This window comes from Pollutimonas rozaliensis, assembly GCF_048751585.1.
GTDB lineage: Bacteria > Pseudomonadota > Gammaproteobacteria > Burkholderiales > Burkholderiaceae_B.
In genome coordinates this window covers 285,859-305,248 of sequence record NZ_JAZHOB010000008.1, presented here as the reverse complement: position 1 = coordinate 305,248, position 19,390 = coordinate 285,859, and the positions used below count along the sequence as shown (strand labels likewise).

Here is a 19,390-nt window from a genome sequence, read left to right as displayed (position 1 = left end):
AGGAGATATTCGTGTTTTCCGACGCCCGATTGATCAACTTCATTGCAAACATGCTGGCCTTGCTGGCCGTGCTTGCATTGATCTTGGGCGTCGTGGTGTGGATTGCGCAACGGCCTTATTTCGCCATTGCCAAGATACAGATCGAACCGATGCAGTCCGAATCCCTGAACTACGTATCTGCCGCCAGCGTCCGGGCCACCATCGCGGGGCAGATCGCCGGCAATTTTTTCTCGGTCGATCTGGACGATACCCGCGATTTGATCGAAACCGTGCCCTGGGTTCGCCACGCCCGCATCCGCCGCGTCTGGCCCAATGCATTGCGCATCCAGATCGAAGAGCAGCAGCCGCTGGCCCTGTGGAACGAAAACCAGATGATCAACAGCTGGGGCGAGGCTTTCTCGGCCAACCAGGGCGAACTGCCCGACGATGCGGATCTTCCGCAATTGAACGGGCCGGAAAGTTCCGAGCGGCTGGTGGTGCAGCGCTATGCCGAGCTTGCGCGCTGGTTTGCGCCTCTTAGCCTGCGCGTCCAGGAAGTCACGCTTAGTCCACGCTATGCCTGGGAAGTGGAACTTTCCGACGGCGTGCGCCTGAGCCTGGGCCGCGATCCCGCCGCCGATGTGGCCGATCCGCATGGCCGCTCCGGAGCGCTGCCGTTCGCGGCGCGGATAGAACGCTTCGTCCAGGCCTGGCCGAAGCTGGCGGAGCGGCTGGACGGCCGCGCCATAAGCAGTGCCGATTTACGTTATGCCAACGGTTTTGCAATTACCCTGGCCCCTGTTTCCAATACCTCTGCGAAGTAAAAGACTATGACCCGTGACATCAAGGACCTGATCGTTGCACTCGATATCGGCACCAGCAAAGTGGTGGCCGTGGTGGCCGAGATCCTCCCGGAAGGGCGTTTCGAAGTATTGGGCCTGGGTCAGCATGAATCCCAGGGCATGCGCAAAGGCGTGGTGGTAAATATCGAATCGACCGTCAATTCCATACAGCGCGCGCTTGAAGAGGCCGAGCTGATGGCCGATTGCAAGATCCGCGAAGTCTATACCGGCATCGCGGGCAGCCACATCACCAGCTTCAATTCCAGCGGCATGGTGGCCGTCAAGGACAAGGAAGTGACCGCGACCGATGTGGCGCGTGTCATCGAAACGGCCAAGGCGGTGAACATCCCGACCGATCAGCAAGTGCTGCATGTGTTGACCCAGGAGTTCATTGTGGATTCTCAGGAAGACATACGCGAGCCGATAGGCATGAGCGGATTGCGCCTGGAAGTACGTGTGCATATTGTCACGGGCGCTGTCAGCGCCGCCCAGAATATCGTCAAGTGCGTGCGTCGCTGCGGCCTGGAGGTGCAGGACCTGATACTTCAGCCGCTGGCTTCCAGCCTGGCCTGCCTGACATCCGACGAAAAGGAATTGGGTGTGGTGCTGGTCGACGTGGGCGGCGGCACGACGGATATCGCGATCTTTACCGGCGGCGCCATCAGGCACACCGCGGTCGTGCCGATTGCGGGCGATCAGATCACCAGCGATATCGCGGCGATGCTGCGCACGCCCACTCCGGATGCGGAGGAAATCAAGCTGCGCTTCGGCATCGCCAAGCAGGTGCTGGCCAGCCCGGAGGAGCATATCGAGGTTCCTGGCCTGGGCGACCGGCCCAACCGCCAGGTCAAGCGCCAGGCGCTTGGCGCCGTGATCGAACCGCGTATCGAGGAGCTGTTTACCTTCGTACAGCAAATTGTGCGCGAATCGGGCTACGAGGATTTGCTGGCTTCCGGAGTGGTGCTGACTGGCGGCACGGCATTGATGCCGGGCATTGTCGAGCTGGCCGAAGACGTATTTTTGAAACCGGTGCGTGTGGCGGTTCCCGCCTACGAGGGCAGCCTGGCCGATGTCATGCACAATCCGCGTTTTTCCACAGTGATGGGCTTGCTGTCCGAAGCCCGTTTGCAGCGCGCCAGAGGCCGCAAGGTGGCTCAGCAGAAGGGCAGTTTCAGGACTCTGCTGGCGCGCATGAAGGAGTGGTTCATGAATTAGGGCGCAAGCCCTGATGGACAGGTGGCATAAGCCTGTTCACGGAGGAGTTTCAAATCAGGTGCGAGCGAATCAGGCTGGCAATTCCTTTGAAGCGATTCCGGACAATAAGCAGTACTGGGGAACTTTGTATTTGTCGCTTTTTTTGGTTATGTGAGGGAGTCAATCATGATGAATTTCGAAATGCTCGATACCAGCGCGAATGGTACCGTTATTAAAGTAGTGGGAGTGGGCGGCGCAGGAGGTAATGCCGTGGCCCACATGATCCGATCGGGCGTGAACGGCGTGGATTTCATTTGCGCCAACACCGACGCCCAGGCGCTCGCCACCAGCGAGGCGCCCGTCCAGATCCGCCTGGGCCGCACAGGCCTGGGTGCTGGCGCACGGCCTGAACAGGGCCGCGCCGCGGCCGAAACCGCCCGCGAGGAAATCCGCGCGGCGCTGACCGGTGCCAACATGGTCTTCATTACCGCCGGCATGGGCGGCGGCACGGGTACCGGAGCCGGCCCGGTCGTGGCCGAAGTGGCCAAGGAACTGGGCATTCTGACCGTGGGCGTGGTGACCAAGCCCTTCGGTTTCGAAGGCGGCAAGCGCATGAAAATGGCGGAAGAAGGTATTGCCGAGCTGTCCAAGCACGTGCATTCCCTGATCGTCGTGCTCAATGAAAACCTGTATGACCTGATGGACGAAGACGCAACGCAGGAAGACTGCTTCAAGTCGGCCGACGACGTGCTGCACAACGCCTGCGCGGGGATTGCCGAGATCATCAATGTCGAAGGCAATGTGAACGTCGACTTCGAGGACGTCAAGACCATCATGGGCGAGCAGGGCCAGGCCATGATGGGTACTTCGATCGCCGCCGGCACGGACCGCGCCCGCGTGGCCGCGGAACGCGCCATCGCTTGCCCCTTGCTCGAAGGCGTCGATTTGCATGGCGCCCGCGGCATGCTGGTGAACATCACGGCAAGCCGCACCCTGAAGATGCGTGAAACCCGCGAAATCATGGATACCATCCGCAGCTATGCCGCCGACGAGGCAACCATCGTTTTCGGCACGGCCTACGACGAATCCATGGGCGAAAACCTGCGTGTGACCGTGGTGGCGACTGGCCTTGGCCGTCCCGCGGCGTCGCGTCCTCAATTGGTGCAGAATGTGGCGGAAAACTTGCGTACCGGCACCGACAACATGGGCATGATGAGCGGCCATGATTTCGGCGGTTCGGATGTTCCCGCTGTCATCCGTAATCCGCGCAGCCAGGCTTCGGCCCAGGTGCGCGCCCTGGAAACCGCCGGCATGGATCACTTCGATATCCCGGCCTTCCTGCGCAAGCAGGCGGACTAAGGGTTCGGAGCAGTAAATACGCCTCTCACATGTCTGTCCTCCCGGACAGGCCCGGCAGCGCACTTCCCCCTTTCCCCGGGGAAGTGCGCCGCCGCGTTTTATCGCCTGTTTTCACGGGCTGCCTGAAGTCGCTTGAAACACATATGTTTAGTGGTTAACCCTTGATTCGGTTACACTACTATGTCATTCATGTTTCCGGGCGAATCCCGGCATGATCTTGCTTAATCCAGAATATGCTACGTCAACGCACCATACAGAAAACGATCAGTACCAAAGGGGTCGGCCTGCACTCGGGCCGGCGGGTCGAGATCACCTTGCGCCCGGCCGCGCCCAATACCGGTATTGTGTTTCATCGCGTTGATCTTCCCGAAGTCGTCGATTTGCCCGCGCAGGCGGACCAGGTGGGCAACACCCGCATGGCCTCGGTGCTGCAGCAGGGAAATGTGCGCGTATCCACCGTCGAGCATCTGATGTCGGCGCTGGCCGGCCTGGGTGTCGATAACCTGCACGTCGACCTTACCGCCGAGGAAGTTCCCATCATGGACGGCAGCGCCGGCACCTTCGTGTACCTGCTGCGCTCGGCCGGCCTTGAGGAACAGGCCGCGCCCAAGCAATTCCTGCGCGTCCTGAAAACCGTCGAAGTCCGCGAAGGCGAAGGCGACGACCTGAAATGGGCGCGCCTGGAACCTTACGACGGCTTTGCCTTGTCGTTCGCCATCGATTTTCACCATCCCGCCATCGACTCCACGGCCAATTTCGCCGAAGTCGATTTCGAGAAAGACTCCTATATCAAGACCATTGCGCGCGCCCGTACTTTCGGTTTCGCCAGCGAGGTCGAGGCCTTGCGCGCCGCGGGCCTGGCTCGCGGCGGCAGCCTGGATAACGCCATTGTCATGGACGAGTACCGCGTGCTCAATTCCGATGGCTTGCGCTACGACGACGAATTCGTAAAACACAAGATACTGGACGCCATCGGCGACCTTTACCTTATAGGCAAGCCTCTGGTTGCGCGCTATGTGGCGTGCAAGTCGGGGCACGGCCTGAACAACCAGTTGGCGCGGGCGCTGCTCGCCCGGCAAGACAGCTGGGAACTCGTGACATACGATTCCATGGCTACCGCACCCAAGGCCTTCACGCGCGAATGGAAATTCGCGTAAAAGGCAAACACCCGGCGCGCCTTTAGCGGCGATGATGGTCCAGCAGGCGTTTTACCGCATCTGCCAGCGGGCCGGGCCGCAGCTTGCCGCGCAGTTCGTCGAAGGCGTCCAGCGCCGCATTGTCCAGGGGGACCACCTCTTTGCCAGACTTTTTTGTCTGGCTTTGTAACAGGCCGGCTTGAACCTTGACCTTGATTTCGGTAAGGTTCCACCCGCCGCCAGCAAGCGTCTGCACGATGCTGGGGGCAAGTTGCCGCAGCCTTGCCGCGTAGGCGGCGCTGGGAACTGCCAGCGTAATTTGCTGTCTTTCTATACGGGCCACCTTGCACACCAGGGCCAGGGCGGGCGGCAAGGCGTCTTTTGCCGCTTGCTCGGCCGCCAGCAATCTGCGTGCCGTCTCCAGCACCTGCGCACCTTGCCGGTCGCCGCCCAGCCAGCCTAGCGCCAGGGTGGCGGGCCGCGCATCGTCATGGGATCGTCGTGTGCCGGGTCGGGACATGTCTGTATTTATAAAGAATTGAATTGAAGTGAGATAAAGCTATATGCGCAAAAGGTTTGCTGATTCTAACGCCAGGGTGCTAAGGGTGGCTTTCGTGACGCTTATCGCGGCGGCTGCAATGGGTGCCTCGGCGGCTGCCGGTGCGTGGGTCCAGTCGTATCTGCTCAAACGGCCCGTCATGACGGCCGACCAGGAACGCGTCATTACGGAACAGGCATCCCGGGATTCGGCCTATGTGCGTGAAAACGTCAATTTGCTGGCATCCAAGGTGGGCGATCTGCAGGCCAAGCTGATTGCGATGGATGCCCTTAGCAAACGGGTTGCCGAAGCCGCTGGCGTATCGTATACCGACCCCGAGGTGCATGCCAGCCTGGAACAAGGCGATGCTCCCGTCATGGACTATATCACCTCCGAGCATGGCGCTTCCTGGTCGGCCGAAGGCCTGGGCCGCCAACTGGATGCGCTGACCCATGAGCTGTCCCAGAAAAAAGACGGCTTCGAGATGCTGGACCTGGTCCTGACCCGGCGTAGCGGCATCGAGGCCGGGCTGCCCACTTTCAATCCCGTCAATTATCCCTACCTGACCTCTTCCTTCGGCTGGCGGCGCAATCCGGTGACGGGCCGTCACTCCATGCACGAGGGCCTGGATTTCGCCGCGCCCAAGGGTACGCCCATTCACGCGGCATCGGGAGGGGTGGTTACCGAGGCGCGCTACGCGCCCGGCTACGGCAAGCTGGTCGAAATCAACCACGGCAACGGGCTGATTACCCGGTATGCGCACGCGTCGTCCATCAACGTAAAAGTGGGCGACCTGGTCGAGAAGGGGCAGCTGATCGCGCGCGTGGGTTCCACCGGCCGCTCCACCGGTTCCCATCTGCATTTCGAGGTGCGCATGGCGGGCCATCCCCTTGATCCCACACTGTTTTTGGCTCGGCAGGAGCCGGAGCGGCAACTTGTGGTCGATGCCTCCCCGCAGGCGGAAGCCGCCGTGCCCCAGGTGCGTTAAACTGTATCGTTTTCCTGCGGAAAAATCCGCCAACCCCAACAGACAGGCATGGGAATTTGCGCTGTGCGCGGCAAGTTCGCATCGACGACACAAGAATGGTTTCTCTGCTAAAAAAGCTCATCGGTAGTCGTAACGACCGCATACTTAAACAGTATCGCAAGCACGTGGCGCAGATCAACGCCCTCGAATCGGGCATGGCGGCCCTGAGCGATCAGGAGCTGGCTGCAAAAACTCCGGAGTTTCGTCAGCGCATTGCCGACGGCGCATCGCTGGACGACCTGTTGCCAGAGGCGTTTGCGGTGGTCCGCGAGGGCAGCAAGCGGGTTTTCGGCATGCGTCACTTTGATGTCCAGTTGTTGGGCGCCATCGCCTTGCATAACGGCAAGATTGCGGAAATGCGCACCGGCGAAGGCAAGACGCTGATGGCGACCCTGGCGGTCTACCTGAATGCGCTTGCGGGCAAGGGCGTCCATGTCGTGACCGTCAACGACTACCTCGCGCGACGCGACGCCGAATGGATGGGGCGCCTGTATACCTTCCTGGGGATGACCGTGGGCGTGGTCGTGCCCCAACAGGAAAACGACGAGAAAAAGGCCGCCTACCAAGCCGATATCACATACGGCACGAATAATGAGTACGGCTTCGATTATCTGCGCGACAACATGGAGTATCGCGCCGAAGATCGCCGCCAGCGCCCGCTGTTTTACGCGATCGTCGACGAGGTCGACTCCATTCTGATCGACGAAGCGCGTACGCCGCTGATCATTTCGGGCCAGGCGGAAGACAATACCGAGCTTTACGTGCGGATGAATGCCGTGCCGCCCATGCTGACCCGCATGCCCTTCGAGCCCAAGCCGCACGAGCCCGAACCCGAGGGCGACTTCTGGGTCGATGAAAAAGGCCAGCAGGTGCACTTGTCGGAAGCCGGACAGGTCAAGTCCGAGCAGATACTCGTGAAGATCGGCCTGCTGCCGGAAGGCGAGTCGCTGTACGATCCGCGCAATATCTCTCTGGTGCATCACCTGATGGTGGCGCTGCGTGCGCATAATCTGTTCTTCCGCGACCAGCAATATGTCGTCCAGAACGATGAAATCGTGATCGTCGACGAATTCACCGGCCGCCTGATGGTTGGCCGGCGCTGGTCGGACGGCTTGCACCAGGCGGTGGAAGCCAAGGAAGGCGTGAAGATCCAGAACGAAAACCAGACGCTGGCATCCATTACCTTCCAGAACTATTTCCGCATGTACGCCAAGCTGGCGGGCATGACCGGCACGGCCGATACCGAAGCCTACGAATTCCAGGAAATCTATTCCCTGGAAACGGTGATCATTCCCACCAACCGTCCGATGGCGCGCGTGGACCAGAACGATCAGGTCTTCAAGACCGACGCTGAAAAATACAATGCCATCCTGGCCGATATCCAGGACTGCCACGAGCGCGGCCAGCCCGTGCTGGTCGGCACGACCAGCATCGAAAATTCGGAATTGCTATCCGGCATGCTGGCCAAGGCGAAGATGCCGCACGAAGTGCTCAATGCCAAGCAGCATGCGCGCGAAGCCGAGATCGTGGCCGAGGCGGGCAAGCCGGGCCACATCACCATCGCCACCAACATGGCCGGCCGCGGCACCGATATCGTCCTGGGCGGCAGCGTCGAGAAGCAGATCGACCTGGTCCGCGCCGACGCCTCCTTGACGGCCGAGCAGAAAGAAGAGCGCATCGCCGTCATCAAGGCCGAATGGGCCCCCGCCAACGCGGCGGTCAAAGAGGCCGGCGGCTTGCGCATTATCGGCACCGAGCGCCACGAGTCGCGCCGCATCGACAATCAGTTGCGGGGCCGGGCCGGCCGCCAGGGCGACCCGGGATCATCGCGCTTCTATCTCTCGCTCGAGGATTCGCTGATGCGCATTTTCGCCGGCGATCGCGTGCGCGCCATCATGGAGCGCCTGCGTTTGCCCGAGGGCGAGCCCATCGAAGCCAAGATGGTGTCGCGTTCCATCGAGTCGGCGCAGCGCAAGGTGGAAGGCCGCAACTTCGACATACGCAAGCAATTGCTCGAATATGACGACGTCGCCAACGACCAGCGCAAGGTGCTTTACGCACAACGCAACGAAGTGCTGGAATCGGTCGATGTCTCTGAAACCATAGCCAGCTTGCGCGAAGCCGCCATTACCGAACAGTTCAGGGCCCACATACCGGAAGAGTCGGTGGAAGACCAATGGGACGTGCCGGGGCTGGAAACGGCCTTGGACGCGGAATGGCAGCTTTCCCTGCCGCTGGTCGAGATGCTTGAAAAAGAACCCAGCCTGACCGACGACGATCTGCTCGAGCGGATACTGGGCGAGGCCCGCCGCCTGTACCAGGCCAAGGTCGATCTGGTTGGCTCGGAAGGCTGGGCGCCCTTCGAGCGCTCCATGCTGCTGCAATCGATCGATACGCACTGGCGCAACCATTTGTCGGCGCTCGATCACCTGCGGCAGGGCATACATCTGCGCGGATATGCGCAAAAGGACCCCAAGCAGGAATACAAGCGCGAGGCCTTCGAGCTGTTCTCCGACATGCTGGACCGCATCCGCAATGAAGTCGTGCGCGTTCTGATGACGGTCAAGATACAGTCCCGCGAGCAGGTCGAAGTCGAGGAGACCGAACCGGCACTCGATAACGTCACCTATCACCATTCCGATTACGATGCCGCGCTTAGCGGTGCGGATCCCGGTATCGATCAGGCTCCGGCCGGGCGGGGCGCGCTGCCCGCCGGAATGCCCAAGGTGGGCCGCAACGATCCCTGCCCTTGCGGCAGCGGCAAGAAATTCAAGCATTGCCACGGAAAGCTGGCCTAGGCCGCAGGATTCCGGCGCCAAACGGGCCAATGCCGCCGGCGCCGCACGATACAGCGTGGCAGCCGTAAGATAAATTGAGGCCAGGTCCGGCAAGACCTGGCCTCAACAATTAGCGGTTTGCCATTCTGGCGGGCTAGATCAGAAACAGCGTGGCCAGGCCCAGGAAAACAAAAAATCCCAGCGAGTCGGTGGCGAAGGTCAGCAGCACCGAGGAGCCCATGGCTGGGTCCTTGCCGAAGCGGTCGCGCAGCATGGGTATGAGCACACCAAGGGCCGCGCCGATAAGCATATTGCATATCATCGCGGCCATCATCACGGCGGCGATCGCGATGGAGCCCGAAATGGCCCAGGCAAAGCAAGCCGCAACCACGCTGCCACAGGCGCCCACCAGGAAGGTTACCGTCAGTTCGCGCTTGACCAGTTGCCAGGCGTTGGAGCCGGTGACCCGGCCCACGGCCAGCGCCCGGATGATCATGGTCATGGTCTGGTTGCCCGAGTTGCCGCCTATGCCCGCCACGATGGACATCAGGAAGGCAAGAATCACAATATGGCTGACGGTGTCCTCGAATCGGGACGCCACCAGCGAGGCGATCGAAGCCGTGCACAGGTTGACGAACAACCAGGGCGCGCGGTTGCGCAAGGCATCGAGCACCGGCGCAAAAATGTCCTCTTCCTGCAAGCCGGCGCGCGACAGGGCCTGTTCTTGCGAGTCCTCTTGGATGACGTCCACCACTTCGGCAATGGTGACCCGCCCGATCAGGCGGCCCTGGTCGTCGACGACCGGCGCCGAGACCAGGTCGTAGCGTTCGAACGCGCCCGCCGCGTCGGCGTCGGAGTCCAGGGGATTGAGCGTCAGGTAGTCGGTGACCATGACATCGGACACCAGATTCTCGGGTTCGCGGACCAGCAGCGTCGACAGGTACAGCGTGCCTTGCAGCTTGTCCTCGCGGTCGACCACGAAGATCTGGTCGGTATGGTCGGGCAGTTCGTGCAATCGGCGCAAATAGCGCAGCACCACCTCGAGCGACACGTCTTCGCGCACGCGGACCATTTCAAAGTCCATGATGGCGCCGACCGTGTCTTCGGGATAGCCCATGGCTTCGATCAGTTGCGCCCGCTCTTCGTCGGTCAGCCCCTTCTGCACTTCGGCGATGACGTCCGCGGGAAGGTCGGCGGCCAGGTCGGCGATTTCGTCCGCATCCATGGTGCCGGTCGCGGCGATCAGGTCCTGGTGATCCATGGACTCGATCAGGGATTCGCGCGCCCAATCGTCGACTTCCAGCAGCACGTCGGCATCGTGCTCGGCGCTGACAAGTTGCCAGACAGCCTGACGCTCCTGTACCGGCAGCGATTCCAGAATGAAAGCGATGTCGGCCGGATGCAGGTCGTTGACGATGGCCTTTATTTCGTTCTCGTGCTGCCGGTGCAGCAGGCCTTCCAGCAGATTGGATTTGTCGTCCTCTTCGTACTGGCGGTGCGCCAGGGCCTCCACCACTTCCTGCCGCTTGAGGATGGCTTGCAAGCGCTGCAAGGCAAGCTGCGCGTCTTCGGGGTCGAGGCGGCGCGGAATCACGATCGCTGCGTCTTCAGCCTGGACTGAGGGATCCGACATAGGCAAACCTTGCGTTCAAACGGGTGGAAGAGGGCGGCGCTTGCGTTGGTCGTCGGTGGCGACGTAAGTAAGAATGGCTTCGGTGACTTTGACGACCTCGAGCTCCAGCCGCTGGCGCTCGGCATAGACTTCCACCGAAATGGTGATGGATGTGTTGCCCACCTTGACGATCTCGGCATAGAAGCTGAGCAGATCGCCGACGAATACCGGCTGCTTGAAGGTGAAGGAATTGACGGCGACCGTGGCCACACGGCCCGCCGCGCGCCTCGTGGCGGGGATGGAGCCGGCGATGTCGACCTGGGCCATGATCCAGCCGCCGAATACGTCGCCGTGAATATTGGCGTCGGCCGGCTGCGGCATTACGCGTAAAACGGCGTGGCGCTCTGGAGGGGGCAAGACGGTTTGGATATTGTTGGTGCTCAAGGTTGCTGCTCCAGATATCGATCACGCCTGCCTGGCAGGGCCGGACTAGGCGTGTGGGGGACGATGCATTGTAGAGTAACCGGCGCAGGCCGGACGCATTGCGTTGGCTATTTTAATGGCAAGCGCCCGGCGGGCCGTTAAACATTTGTTAAATGGCCTGCCGCGCTAGCTGGCCTGGCTTGCGAGCCATTGCCGGGCAAGTTCGACCCAGTAGGTGGCGCCCAGCGGGATCAGCTCGTCATTGAAATCGTAGCTGCCGTTGTGCAGCATGCAGGGGCCTGTGCCGTGTCCCTGGTCGCGGTGGCCGCCCTGGCCATTGCCTATCCAGACGTAGCATCCCGGTTTTTCCTTCAGCATGAAGGCGAAATCTTCCGCGCCCATCGAGGGTTGCACGGTTTGATCGACGTGTTCGGCGCCGACGATGCCTTGCAGAACCTGTGCGCAGAAAGCGGCTTCCTTGTCGTGATTGATGGTGGGCGGGTATTTGCGATGGAAAGCGAATTCGGATTTGCAGTTCAGGGCCAGGCTGGTGTGTTCGGTGACCTGGGCCATGCGCTGCTCGATCAGGTCCAGCGCCTGGTCGGAGAACGTGCGGACGGTGCCTCGAAGCGTGGCGTCGTTGGGAATGACGTTGTCGGCCGACCCGCTATGAATCTGGGTAATGCTGAGCACGGCCGGATCCAGGGGGTTGCGGTCGCGCGTGACGATGGTTTGCAGGCTTTGCGCCAGTTGAACGGCGGCCATGACGGGATCGACGCCCAAGTGCGGCATGGCGCCGTGCGCGCCCTTGCCCTCGAGCCGAATTTCAAACGTGTTGCTGGATGCCATGATGGGTCCGGCGACGACGCCGAAGGTTCCGGCCTGCATGCCGGGCCAGTTATGCATGCCGAATACGGCATCCATGGGGAACAGCGTGAACAGGCCGTCGTCCATCATTGCCCGGGCTCCGCTGAAGCCTTCTTCAGCGGGTTGGAAGATCACGTACACCGTGCCGGCGAAGTCGCGGTGTTCAGACAGATAGCGCGCCGCGCCGAGGAGCATGGCTGTATGGCCATCATGGCCGCAGGCATGCATTTTCCCCGGATGCTTGCTGGCATGGCTGAAGGTATTGGCCTCTTGCATGGGCAGGGCATCCATATCGGCCCGAAGGCCCAGGGCTCGCCCGCTTTCGGTCTTTCCCTTTATGATGCCCACGACGCCGGTGACGCCCAGGCCGCGGTGTACCGGTATGCCCCAGGATTCGAGCTTGCCCGCGACCAGATCGGCGGTGCGGACTTCTTCGTATGCCAGTTCAGGATGGGCATGGATATCGCGGCGTATGGCCGCGATTTCGGATTTCCATCCGACGATAGGTTCGGCCAGCTTCATGGTTGCGGTCCTGTAGTGTTCGTTGATTGGAACTTTATACGCCAGTGCCAGCGTATCATCAAATCAGGGCCATGCGAACACGGACATAGCGGCTGGGGCGAGCGGCTAGCCTTTCGTCAGGTGCGGCCGGATCATGGCGTCCAGCGCCGGCGCGGTATGGGTATTGCCCGCGTAGACATAGCCCTTGACCGGCCAGGGATCGCGATGATGGATGTCTTCGCAGATGCCGCCCGCCTCGCGCACGATCAGGGTGCCCGCGGCGACATCCCAGGGCGCCAGGCCCATTTCCCAGTAGCCGTCGTAGCGGCCGCAAGCCACCCATGCCAGGTCCAGCGCGGCGGCCCCCAGGCGGCGCACCCCCCGCGTCGTGTTGATGGCCTGATGCAAGGTGGGCATGTATTGATCGGCGAACGAGAAGTCGCGGAAGGGAAAGCCGGTGGCCACCACCGATTCGGCCAATTGCTCGGTGGAGGAGCAGGCGATGCGGTGTTCGTTCAGCCACGCGCCGACGCCGTGCATGGCGGTGAAGAGCTCTTCGCGGTTCGGGTCATAGACCACGCCGATGATGGGTGTGTCCTGCTCAAGCGGTGTGTCGCCGGTGACCAGCGCGCCGGCATGGGCGATAAGTCCGATGGACACGGCATATTGCGGGATGGCGTGAAGAAAATTGGTTGTTCCGTCCAGCGGATCGATATACCAGGTGGCGGCTCCCGATGTGAAGCCGCCGCTTTCCTCGGCCACGATGCCCAGCTCGGGAGTGCGTTCGCGCAGAATCTCGATGATGGCCTGCTCCGCTTCGCGATCCGCCTGCGAAACCAGGTCGTTGCGGGTTTTCTTGTCGATCACCAGTTCGGCCCGATTGTGGGCGTATGCTTGCAAGATCGCCGCCGCGGCGCGGGCGGCGGTAACGGCGGTGTCCAGGTAATCGCTAACAGGAAGTCGGTTGGATTGCATACGGTAAAGGCCTCGCCAGCAAGAGCGTCGCTCGCTCGTTCACGTATCATTGTACGTGATGGGTTTTTGATTTTCGCTACGGCAAGCATGTCCAGCAACTACGAACCGCTAATCCCCGCAAGGCCGGCCTTCGATTGGCGCGGCATCCTCATGAGTCCGGACTTCGGCGATATCTATCATCCCGAGGCGGGCGCCATGGCGCAGGCGGAAGGCGTGTTCGTGCGAGGAAACGATTTACCCCGCCGCTGGCAAGGCAGGCAGGCATTCACGGTATGCGAAACGGGTTTTGGGCTGGGCCATAATTTCCTGGCCTTATGGCATTGCTGGCGCAACGACCCGCGGCGGCCGGCGCGCCTGCATTTCGTCTCTTTCGAGGCGCATCCTTTTTCCAGGCAGGATATGGCGCAGTTGCTGGCGCGTTTGCCGGCAGCCGAAAATGCGCTTGCGAAGCAGCTGGTCGCCGCCTGGCCGCCTTTGCTGCCAGGCATGCACCGGCTGGAATTCGAAAATGGGGCCGTGACGCTGACCCTGGCGTTTGGCCCGGTCATGCGCCTGGCCAAGCAGGTATCGGCGGGCGTGGATGCGTTTTTCCTTGACGGTTTTGCTCCCCGGGTGAATCCCGACATGTGGTCGCGTCCCTTGTTTGGCCAGTTGGCGCGCATGGCCAATCCGGGCGCGACCGTCGCAACCTGGTGCTGCGCCGGCGAAATGCGGCGCGCCTTGCGCGATGCCGGTTTTCTGGTGTCGAAAGTACAGGGATTCGGCAGCAAGAGGGAAATGACAGTCGCCGGCTTGCGTACAGGCATGGGCCGCAAGGAGCCGGCCGGCGGCGCTGACGGTTCGGTGCTGGTGGTGGGCGGCGGACTGGCCGGAGCCGGGGTGGCGCAGGCCCTGGCGCTACGCGGCCGTCAGGTCACCGTGCTGGATCCCGTCCTGCAGGCGGGGCTGGGAGCCAGCCATCATGGGCACCGGGCAGCCGGTTTGAGTCCCGTCATCAGCCCGGACGACGATATCCGGGCGCGCCTGAGCCGTGCGGGCGTGCTGCGCGCCTTGCAGCGCTGGCAGGAATTGCCCGGCGACGCCCGGCCATTGCCCTGCGGTACGCTGGAAGTGGTTGCCGATCCGGAGGATGCCGCCCGGCGGCGGCAGGCGCTGGATGCGCTGCGCTTTCCCGAAGACTGGGTATGCTGGCAAGATGCGGTCCAGGCATCGGAACGCGTAGGGTTCCCGCTGCATTCGGGAGGCCTGTGGTTCGGAAAGGGACAGCTCGTGCAGCCAGTGCCCTTGCTGGAAGCTTTGCTGAGCCTGCCCGGGGTATACTGTAAGGCGCGGTCTGCGGTGTTTTTGCGCCGGAATGAGTCGGGGCTATGGATCGCGCTTGATGCCCAAGGGCGGGAAATCGCCAGTGCGGGCAATGTCGTGCTAGCCAATGCGGCGCAAGCGGCCGAATTGTTGGCCCGGGTTCCCGATCTTCCCCCATTAAGCAAATTGGCGTCCATGCACCGGTTGGCCGGTCAGGTCGCTTATTTTACCGGTGGTGCCGCATCCGGCACGCGGGCCATCGTGGCGGGAGACGGCTACTGGTTGCCAGCCGTACAAGAACAATGCACCGGCGGCAGCACATATGTGCTTGGCGCTGCGGCCAGCACAGTGACGACGCAGGGGCGCAACGAGGTGGCAAGCAGGATATCCGCATTATTGAATATACAGTCCGCGCAGTTGGGTGGGCCGCCGGGCTCCTTCCAGGGTTGGGCGGGATGGCGAGCCGCCGTCAGCGACCGCTTGCCGGTCATAGGCTCTATTGACGGCGCTCCAGGTTTATGGCTAGCTTGTGCCTATGGTTCGAGGGGGCTTAGCTGGTCGGCCCTGGCGGGAGACATCATTGCCGCTCGATTGTGCAACGAGCCCGTCCCCCTGGAACGAGAATTGTTGCGCAAAATCGCCCCGCGGTAAGGGTTTCCGGCTTTTTAAAAGGTGCATAAATTCGTGCGATTTTATTTTATGGCTCAAATCCGTCAAAATAATGACTTTTGAATGCTTTTTGGGCGTAAGCCCCGAGGATTGCGCTGTGCCGCCCAAGTCTGATCTTGCTCACGTGACGCAACTTGTTACCCTGGATTTCCTGACGTCGAAATCCACTCGCGCCGATTTTGTTTTTGACGATCCCGGCTTATTGTTCCAGGTCGAGGCGCATGCCCCGGGCGTATATCGCCTGCGTTGCGGAAATGCCGAAACCCTTCAAAACGACAAGCCCGGCTTGCGAGCGAAAGCGCACGCTGAAATGCTGTTGGCGCGCCAGGAAGCGGTCAGTGAACTGGCCATCAGTTCGATCGCGGAGCCGGTGGAATACGGCTGGCGGCTGGAGCAAGGGGATATCGCAATGGAAATTGTGAAGTCGCCGTTCCAGTTTGCGTTGTATCGCGGCGAGCACTGTATTTTTCGCAGCCAATCCGATGCCACGCTGTCGCGCGGCGGGCAGGCCGATGCGGCGATATGGCGCTTCGGCGCCGAGCTAGACGGCGACGATAGCTTGCATGGCGGCGGCGAGACCACCGCCAAATTCGATCGGCGCGGATCGCTCTTCGTTTCCGACATGCCCGAATCCAGGGCGCTGCCTTTGATCTGGAGCACCAAGGGGTGGGGCCTTTACTTCAATACGCTGGCGCGGGTCGAGCACGACATCGAACAGTCGCAAGCCGATCTTTACCAGGCTGTCTTGCATGACAAGGTATTCGATCTGTTTGTCTTTGTCGGCGAGCCTGCCGAAATCCTGAATCAGTATACGGCCCTGACCGGACGGGCAGGACAGCCGGGCTTGTGGCCCATGGGTGTCTGGCTTGATCAGGCTCCGGGGCAGTCCGTGGACGAAACCTTGCGTATTGTCTCGGAGTTCCGTGACAATCAGTGGGGACTCGATGCCGTCAGCCTGTCGTCTCCGGCACCCTTCGGATTCCAGCCGGACAAGCCGGTTTTCGCTTGGGACGCGGCGCGCGTCGAGGATGCGCGCGATATGCTGGCGCGCTGTCAGGCGCTCAATGTGCAGCTTGCCGCGCCGACTTTTCCGGGCGTATTGCGCGGCACCGAAATGTACGCCGAATGGGAAGACCGGGGCTGGCTGCTCATCGACGACGATGGCAATGCCTACGCTTTTCCCGGCAACGCCATTACCGGCGGGCAGGCTTTCGGCCTGCTTGACCTGACGAACAAGGATGTTTTCAAGCTTTGGTCGGAGCGCCTGCGCCAGTTGTTCGACGAAGGCCTGGGAGCTGCATCCTGCGATGCGCAGTTCGACATCCCCGATGATATTACCGCGCGGGGCGGCGAATCAGCCGCAATGCTGCGCACCGTGTATCCCTTATTGGCGCGCCAGGCGCTTTTCGATGCGGTGGCGGGCCACAAGACGCCTCAGGAAGGCGTGGCATGCAGCACCGACCTGTTTCCAGGGGCGCAGCGCTTTGCCTGGCAGACCGGACCGCGCACGGGCAATGGCTGGCCCGCACTTGAACATACCTTGCGGACCTCCCTGTCGCTGGGAGACAGCGGCATCCCGGTACAGACTCATGCCCTGGGCTCGGCTCTGCACTCCACAAGCGATATGAGCCCCGAGCTCTATATACGCTGGCTGGCCATGTGTGTGTTTTCCGCCAACTTCAATTTCCAATCCCTGCCGGCATTGCTGCCCAGCGCATTCGAGGCGGGCACGCGCGAATTGGTCAAGCACTGGCTGCAATGGCGATATCGCCTGATCCCGTACGTATTGGGCATTATCGAGGACGCCGTGCGGACCGGGCTGCCGGTCCAGCGTTCCATGGCGCTGGCATTTCCGGCCGATCCCATTGCCCATGCCTGGGATACTCAATACCTGCTGGGACCCTCGCTGCTCGTCGCGCCGGCGCTCAAGCCGGGCAATCAGATACAGGTCTACCTGCCCGAAGGGGACGCCTGGTGGGATCTGAATACCGGATGGCGCTACGAAGGCGGCACCACCCTGACCGTGGAGGCCGGGCTGGATACCCTGCCTTTATTCGGCAGGGAAGGCCATATGCTTTGCCTGGGTCCGACCGCCCAGCATTCGGGCGACTTCAATTCGGCCCGCATTCTGGACGAGGTCTGGATGTTCGGCATGCCGGAACACAGCCCCGTCGTCATGCGCAACAAGATCCGGGTCATGCAGATGCAGGGTTCCAGCTACATCAAGGGCCTGGAAGGCCTGCGTATTCTTCCTTCCGAAGGCTTGGAAGTTAAGCGCCGCGGAGCCGAGGTGCGCATATCGCGGGCGCGCTAGACCGCGCAATTCCATCTGTATCTGTGCAAGTAAAAGGGGGCGTCTGCCCCCTTTTTTCATAAATGGCGGGAACGCGTGGATGAGCGATGGCATCTAATGCTGTAACCGACACATTATTCCGGGTTTCATCATGCCTTTAGCTCTTGTCAGGCCTGCCGGCGCAGGCGATTCAGATACCCAACTGGCGCAACAGCTTGCGCAAGGCAACCGGGATGCGCTGCAAAGATTGATGCGCCGCTACAACCAGCGGCTTTACCGGGTAGCCCGCAGTATTTTGCGCAACGAGGCCGACGCGGAAGAGGCGGTGCAGGAAGCCTTCTATAAGGCCTATTGCGCCATAGGTTCGTTTCGCGGCGATTCCACCCTTTCCACCTGGCTGGTGCGCATCGTCGTCAACGAATCGAACCAGCGCCTGCGCAAGATAAACCGCTTGTCCACCTGGCTGGAGTTCAACAGCGACCTGAAGCATAACGACGCAACGTCAGAGACCACCATGGACGAATCGCCTTTCAATCAGCCCGAGAGGGAACTGCTGCGCGCTCAGACCCGGCACATGCTGGAATCCCGCATCGATCGGCTGCCCGATACCTTCCGTTCGGTATTTGTGCTGCGTGCCGTCGAGGAGCTTTCCGTGGAGGAAACCGCTGTCTGCCTGGGTATTCCCGCCGCCACCGTGCGCAGCCGATATTTTCGCGCCCGCGGCCTGTTGCGCAAGTCGCTGAAGCAGGAAGCGATTGAAGGCCTGGCGGCCGCCTTTTCCTTTGCCGGCGACCGTTGCGACCGCATCGTGGCCGCCGTCATGGCGCGTCTGGAGCAAGAACGCAGGGAATGAGAGTTTTCAAGTGCTGTTCCTTCAGGAGAAGTGCCATGTCGTTTCTAAGTTTTGTCCATGATCCCGATACGCGCGATGCCCGTCGCGCCTTCCTTGGCCAGTCGGGGCTGCTTCTATCGGGTGCCGCCGTGGCGCTGATGGCGGGGCGCGATGCGCTTGCCAAGGGCAAAGAAGGGGGCGCTTCCGATGTGCGCATCCTGAATACGGCGTTGGGCGCCGAACTCGAGGCGATCGCCGCCTACCAGGTGGGTGCCGAAAGCGGTTTGCTGCAAAAGCCGGTGCTGGATCTTGCGGTTGTTTTCCAGGGCCATCATAAAGAGCATGCCAGCCTGCTTTCCAAGACCATAACCACTCTGGGGGGAAAGCCGGTTTCCGCCAAGGACAAATACACCTTTCCGGTCGACAAGCTGAAATCCCAGGCCGATGTCCTGCGCTTTGCGGCGATGCTGGAAAAAGGGGCGGTCAGCGCATACCTGGGCGCGGTGCCCGTGTTCGACAACCGCGACCTGGCCAAGGCGGCGGCCAGCATATTGGGCGACGAAGCCATGCATTGGGCGGTCTTGCGCAATGCCCTGGGCGAGCCTCCCGTACCGTCGGCCTTCATGTCATGAGCGGCAAGGCATGGGTGGCCGCGCTGTCCTGTAGCCTGGGCTTATGGGCAGGAGGCGCAGTGGCGGCCGCGTGGGCCGCTTCGGCCGGCGACGCCGTCCGGGGCGAAGCCGTGTATTCGCGCTGCCTGGCTTGCCATGCCTTGGCCTACGACCGCACCGGGCCCAGGCATTGCGGGTTGTTCGGCAGACAGGCGGGCACGGTGCCGGGTTTTGCGTACAGCGATGCGATGCGCCATTCGAAAATCGTCTGGGACGAGAAAACCCTGGATCTGTTTCTGCAGAATCCGCTTAAAGCCATTCCGGGAACCTCGATGGGCTATGCGGGCATTCCCGATCCCCAGGAACGTGCGGATTTGATTGCGTACTTGAAGCGTGAAAACGCGTCGGCGGACTGCAAAGGCAAATAAAAAAATAAAGAGGAGTAAATACAGC

At 61.5% G+C, this 19,390-nt stretch carries 16 protein-coding genes; 11 read left to right on the top strand and 5 right to left on the bottom strand.

Annotated features, from left to right (window positions below; genetic code table 11):
• The first annotated feature begins 11 nt into the window (after nucleotides 1-11).
• The 4 genes from V0R37_RS16675 to lpxC all read left to right on the top strand — a co-directional run bounded on the left by V0R37_RS16675 (nucleotide 12) and on the right by lpxC (nucleotide 4,531).
• Entirely contained in the window at nucleotides 12-803 is a 792-nt protein-coding gene (locus tag V0R37_RS16675; protein WP_420375580.1) for a cell division protein FtsQ/DivIB, read from the top strand.
• Nucleotides 804-809: 6 nt separating this feature from the next.
• Nucleotides 810-2,036: a cell division protein FtsA gene (gene ftsA, locus V0R37_RS16670; RefSeq protein WP_420375579.1), complete on the top strand. Its 1,227-nt coding sequence runs from the start codon at nucleotides 810-812 to the stop codon at nucleotides 2,034-2,036.
• 165 nt (nucleotides 2,037-2,201) lie between these two features.
• Nucleotides 2,202-3,374: a cell division protein FtsZ gene (ftsZ, locus tag V0R37_RS16665; protein ID WP_420375578.1), complete on the top strand. Its 1,173-nt coding sequence runs from the start codon at nucleotides 2,202-2,204 to the stop codon at nucleotides 3,372-3,374.
• 233 nt (nucleotides 3,375-3,607) lie between these two features.
• Nucleotides 3,608-4,531 (top strand): UDP-3-O-acyl-N-acetylglucosamine deacetylase, encoded by a 924-nt coding sequence (gene lpxC, locus V0R37_RS16660; protein ID WP_420375577.1) that lies wholly within the window; start codon nucleotides 3,608-3,610, stop codon nucleotides 4,529-4,531.
• A 22-nt stretch (nucleotides 4,532-4,553) separates the two neighbouring features.
• On the opposite strand, the gene V0R37_RS16655 is transcribed toward lpxC, so the two are convergent.
• Entirely contained in the window at nucleotides 4,554-5,030 is a 477-nt protein-coding gene (locus V0R37_RS16655) for a DciA family protein (RefSeq protein WP_420375576.1), read from the bottom strand.
• A 43-nt stretch (nucleotides 5,031-5,073) separates the two neighbouring features.
• Here V0R37_RS16655 and V0R37_RS16650 point away from each other — a divergent pair, with 43 nt between their 5' ends.
• Nucleotides 5,074-6,036 (top strand): M23 family metallopeptidase, encoded by a 963-nt coding sequence (locus V0R37_RS16650; protein WP_420375575.1) that lies wholly within the window; start codon nucleotides 5,074-5,076, stop codon nucleotides 6,034-6,036.
• Between the two features lie 95 nt (nucleotides 6,037-6,131).
• Nucleotides 6,132-8,873, top strand: coding sequence for a preprotein translocase subunit SecA (gene secA / locus V0R37_RS16645; protein ID WP_420375574.1), 2,742 nt, complete (start codon nucleotides 6,132-6,134; stop codon nucleotides 8,871-8,873).
• Nucleotides 8,874-9,006: 133 nt separating this feature from the next.
• Here the strand turns inward: secA and mgtE are convergent, their stop codons facing one another.
• The 4 genes from mgtE to V0R37_RS16625 all read right to left on the bottom strand — a co-directional run bounded on the left by mgtE (nucleotide 9,007) and on the right by V0R37_RS16625 (nucleotide 13,230).
• A complete protein-coding gene (gene mgtE, locus V0R37_RS16640) occupies nucleotides 9,007-10,485 on the bottom strand; it encodes a magnesium transporter (RefSeq protein WP_420375573.1) in 1,479 nt (492 codons plus the stop codon).
• A gap of 15 nt (nucleotides 10,486-10,500) precedes the next feature.
• Nucleotides 10,501-10,845: an acyl-CoA thioesterase gene (locus tag V0R37_RS16635; protein WP_420375601.1), complete on the bottom strand. Its 345-nt coding sequence runs from the start codon at nucleotides 10,843-10,845 to the stop codon at nucleotides 10,501-10,503.
• Nucleotides 10,846-11,073: 228 nt separating this feature from the next.
• On the bottom strand, nucleotides 11,074-12,276 hold the full coding sequence (locus V0R37_RS16630; protein WP_420375572.1) for a M20 aminoacylase family protein: 1,203 nt from the start codon (nucleotides 12,274-12,276) through the stop codon (nucleotides 11,074-11,076).
• Between the two features lie 105 nt (nucleotides 12,277-12,381).
• Nucleotides 12,382-13,230, bottom strand: coding sequence for an inositol monophosphatase family protein (locus V0R37_RS16625; RefSeq protein ID WP_420375571.1), 849 nt, complete (start codon nucleotides 13,228-13,230; stop codon nucleotides 12,382-12,384).
• An 87-nt stretch (nucleotides 13,231-13,317) separates the two neighbouring features.
• Here V0R37_RS16625 and mnmC point away from each other — a divergent pair, with 87 nt between their 5' ends.
• From mnmC to V0R37_RS16600, 5 genes are all read left to right on the top strand, one after another.
• On the top strand, nucleotides 13,318-15,183 hold the full coding sequence (gene mnmC, locus V0R37_RS16620) for a bifunctional tRNA (5-methylaminomethyl-2-thiouridine)(34)-methyltransferase MnmC2/FAD-dependent 5-carboxymethylaminomethyl-2-thiouridine(34) oxidoreductase MnmC1 (RefSeq protein WP_420375570.1): 1,866 nt from the start codon (nucleotides 13,318-13,320) through the stop codon (nucleotides 15,181-15,183).
• 115 nt (nucleotides 15,184-15,298) lie between these two features.
• Nucleotides 15,299-17,515, top strand: a complete 2,217-nt coding sequence (locus V0R37_RS16615) for a glycoside hydrolase family 31 protein (protein ID WP_420375569.1) — start codon at nucleotides 15,299-15,301, stop codon at nucleotides 17,513-17,515.
• Between the two features lie 130 nt (nucleotides 17,516-17,645).
• Nucleotides 17,646-18,347, top strand: coding sequence for an RNA polymerase sigma factor (locus V0R37_RS16610; protein WP_420375568.1), 702 nt, complete (start codon nucleotides 17,646-17,648; stop codon nucleotides 18,345-18,347).
• 35 nt (nucleotides 18,348-18,382) lie between these two features.
• Nucleotides 18,383-18,958: a ferritin-like domain-containing protein gene (locus V0R37_RS16605; protein WP_420375567.1), complete on the top strand. Its 576-nt coding sequence runs from the start codon at nucleotides 18,383-18,385 to the stop codon at nucleotides 18,956-18,958.
• Nucleotides 18,955-19,365 (top strand): c-type cytochrome, encoded by a 411-nt coding sequence (locus V0R37_RS16600; RefSeq protein ID WP_420375566.1) that lies wholly within the window; start codon nucleotides 18,955-18,957, stop codon nucleotides 19,363-19,365. Before V0R37_RS16605 ends, V0R37_RS16600 begins: the two co-directional genes overlap by 4 nt.
• Nucleotides 19,366-19,390 lie beyond the last annotated feature (25 nt).

Excerpts from the sequence above, each read along its gene's own strand:
- mnmC (WP_420375570.1), top strand. The coding sequence starts at position 13,318 with ATGTCCAGCAACTACGAACCGCTAATCCCCGCAAGGCCGGCCTTCGAT.
- V0R37_RS16650 (WP_420375575.1), top strand. The coding sequence starts at position 5,074 with ATGCGCAAAAGGTTTGCTGATTCTAACGCCAGGGTGCTAAGGGTGGCT.
- lpxC (WP_420375577.1), top strand. The coding sequence starts at position 3,608 with ATGCTACGTCAACGCACCATACAGAAAACGATCAGTACCAAAGGGGTC.
- V0R37_RS16655 (WP_420375576.1), bottom strand. The coding sequence starts at position 5,030 with ATGTCCCGACCCGGCACACGACGATCCCATGACGATGCGCGGCCCGCC.
- ftsZ (WP_420375578.1), top strand. The coding sequence starts at position 2,202 with ATGATGAATTTCGAAATGCTCGATACCAGCGCGAATGGTACCGTTATT.
- V0R37_RS16625 (WP_420375571.1), bottom strand. The coding sequence starts at position 13,230 with ATGCAATCCAACCGACTTCCTGTTAGCGATTACCTGGACACCGCCGTT.
- V0R37_RS16630 (WP_420375572.1), bottom strand. The coding sequence starts at position 12,276 with ATGAAGCTGGCCGAACCTATCGTCGGATGGAAATCCGAAATCGCGGCC.
- V0R37_RS16635 (WP_420375601.1), bottom strand. The coding sequence starts at position 10,845 with ATGCCGCAGCCGGCCGACGCCAATATTCACGGCGACGTATTCGGCGGC.
- V0R37_RS16600 (WP_420375566.1), top strand. The coding sequence starts at position 18,955 with ATGAGCGGCAAGGCATGGGTGGCCGCGCTGTCCTGTAGCCTGGGCTTA.
- V0R37_RS16610 (WP_420375568.1), top strand. The coding sequence starts at position 17,646 with ATGCCTTTAGCTCTTGTCAGGCCTGCCGGCGCAGGCGATTCAGATACC.
- V0R37_RS16605 (WP_420375567.1), top strand. The coding sequence starts at position 18,383 with ATGTCGTTTCTAAGTTTTGTCCATGATCCCGATACGCGCGATGCCCGT.
- ftsA (WP_420375579.1), top strand. The coding sequence starts at position 810 with ATGACCCGTGACATCAAGGACCTGATCGTTGCACTCGATATCGGCACC.
- mgtE (WP_420375573.1), bottom strand. The coding sequence starts at position 10,485 with ATGTCGGATCCCTCAGTCCAGGCTGAAGACGCAGCGATCGTGATTCCG.
- secA (WP_420375574.1), top strand. The coding sequence starts at position 6,132 with ATGGTTTCTCTGCTAAAAAAGCTCATCGGTAGTCGTAACGACCGCATA.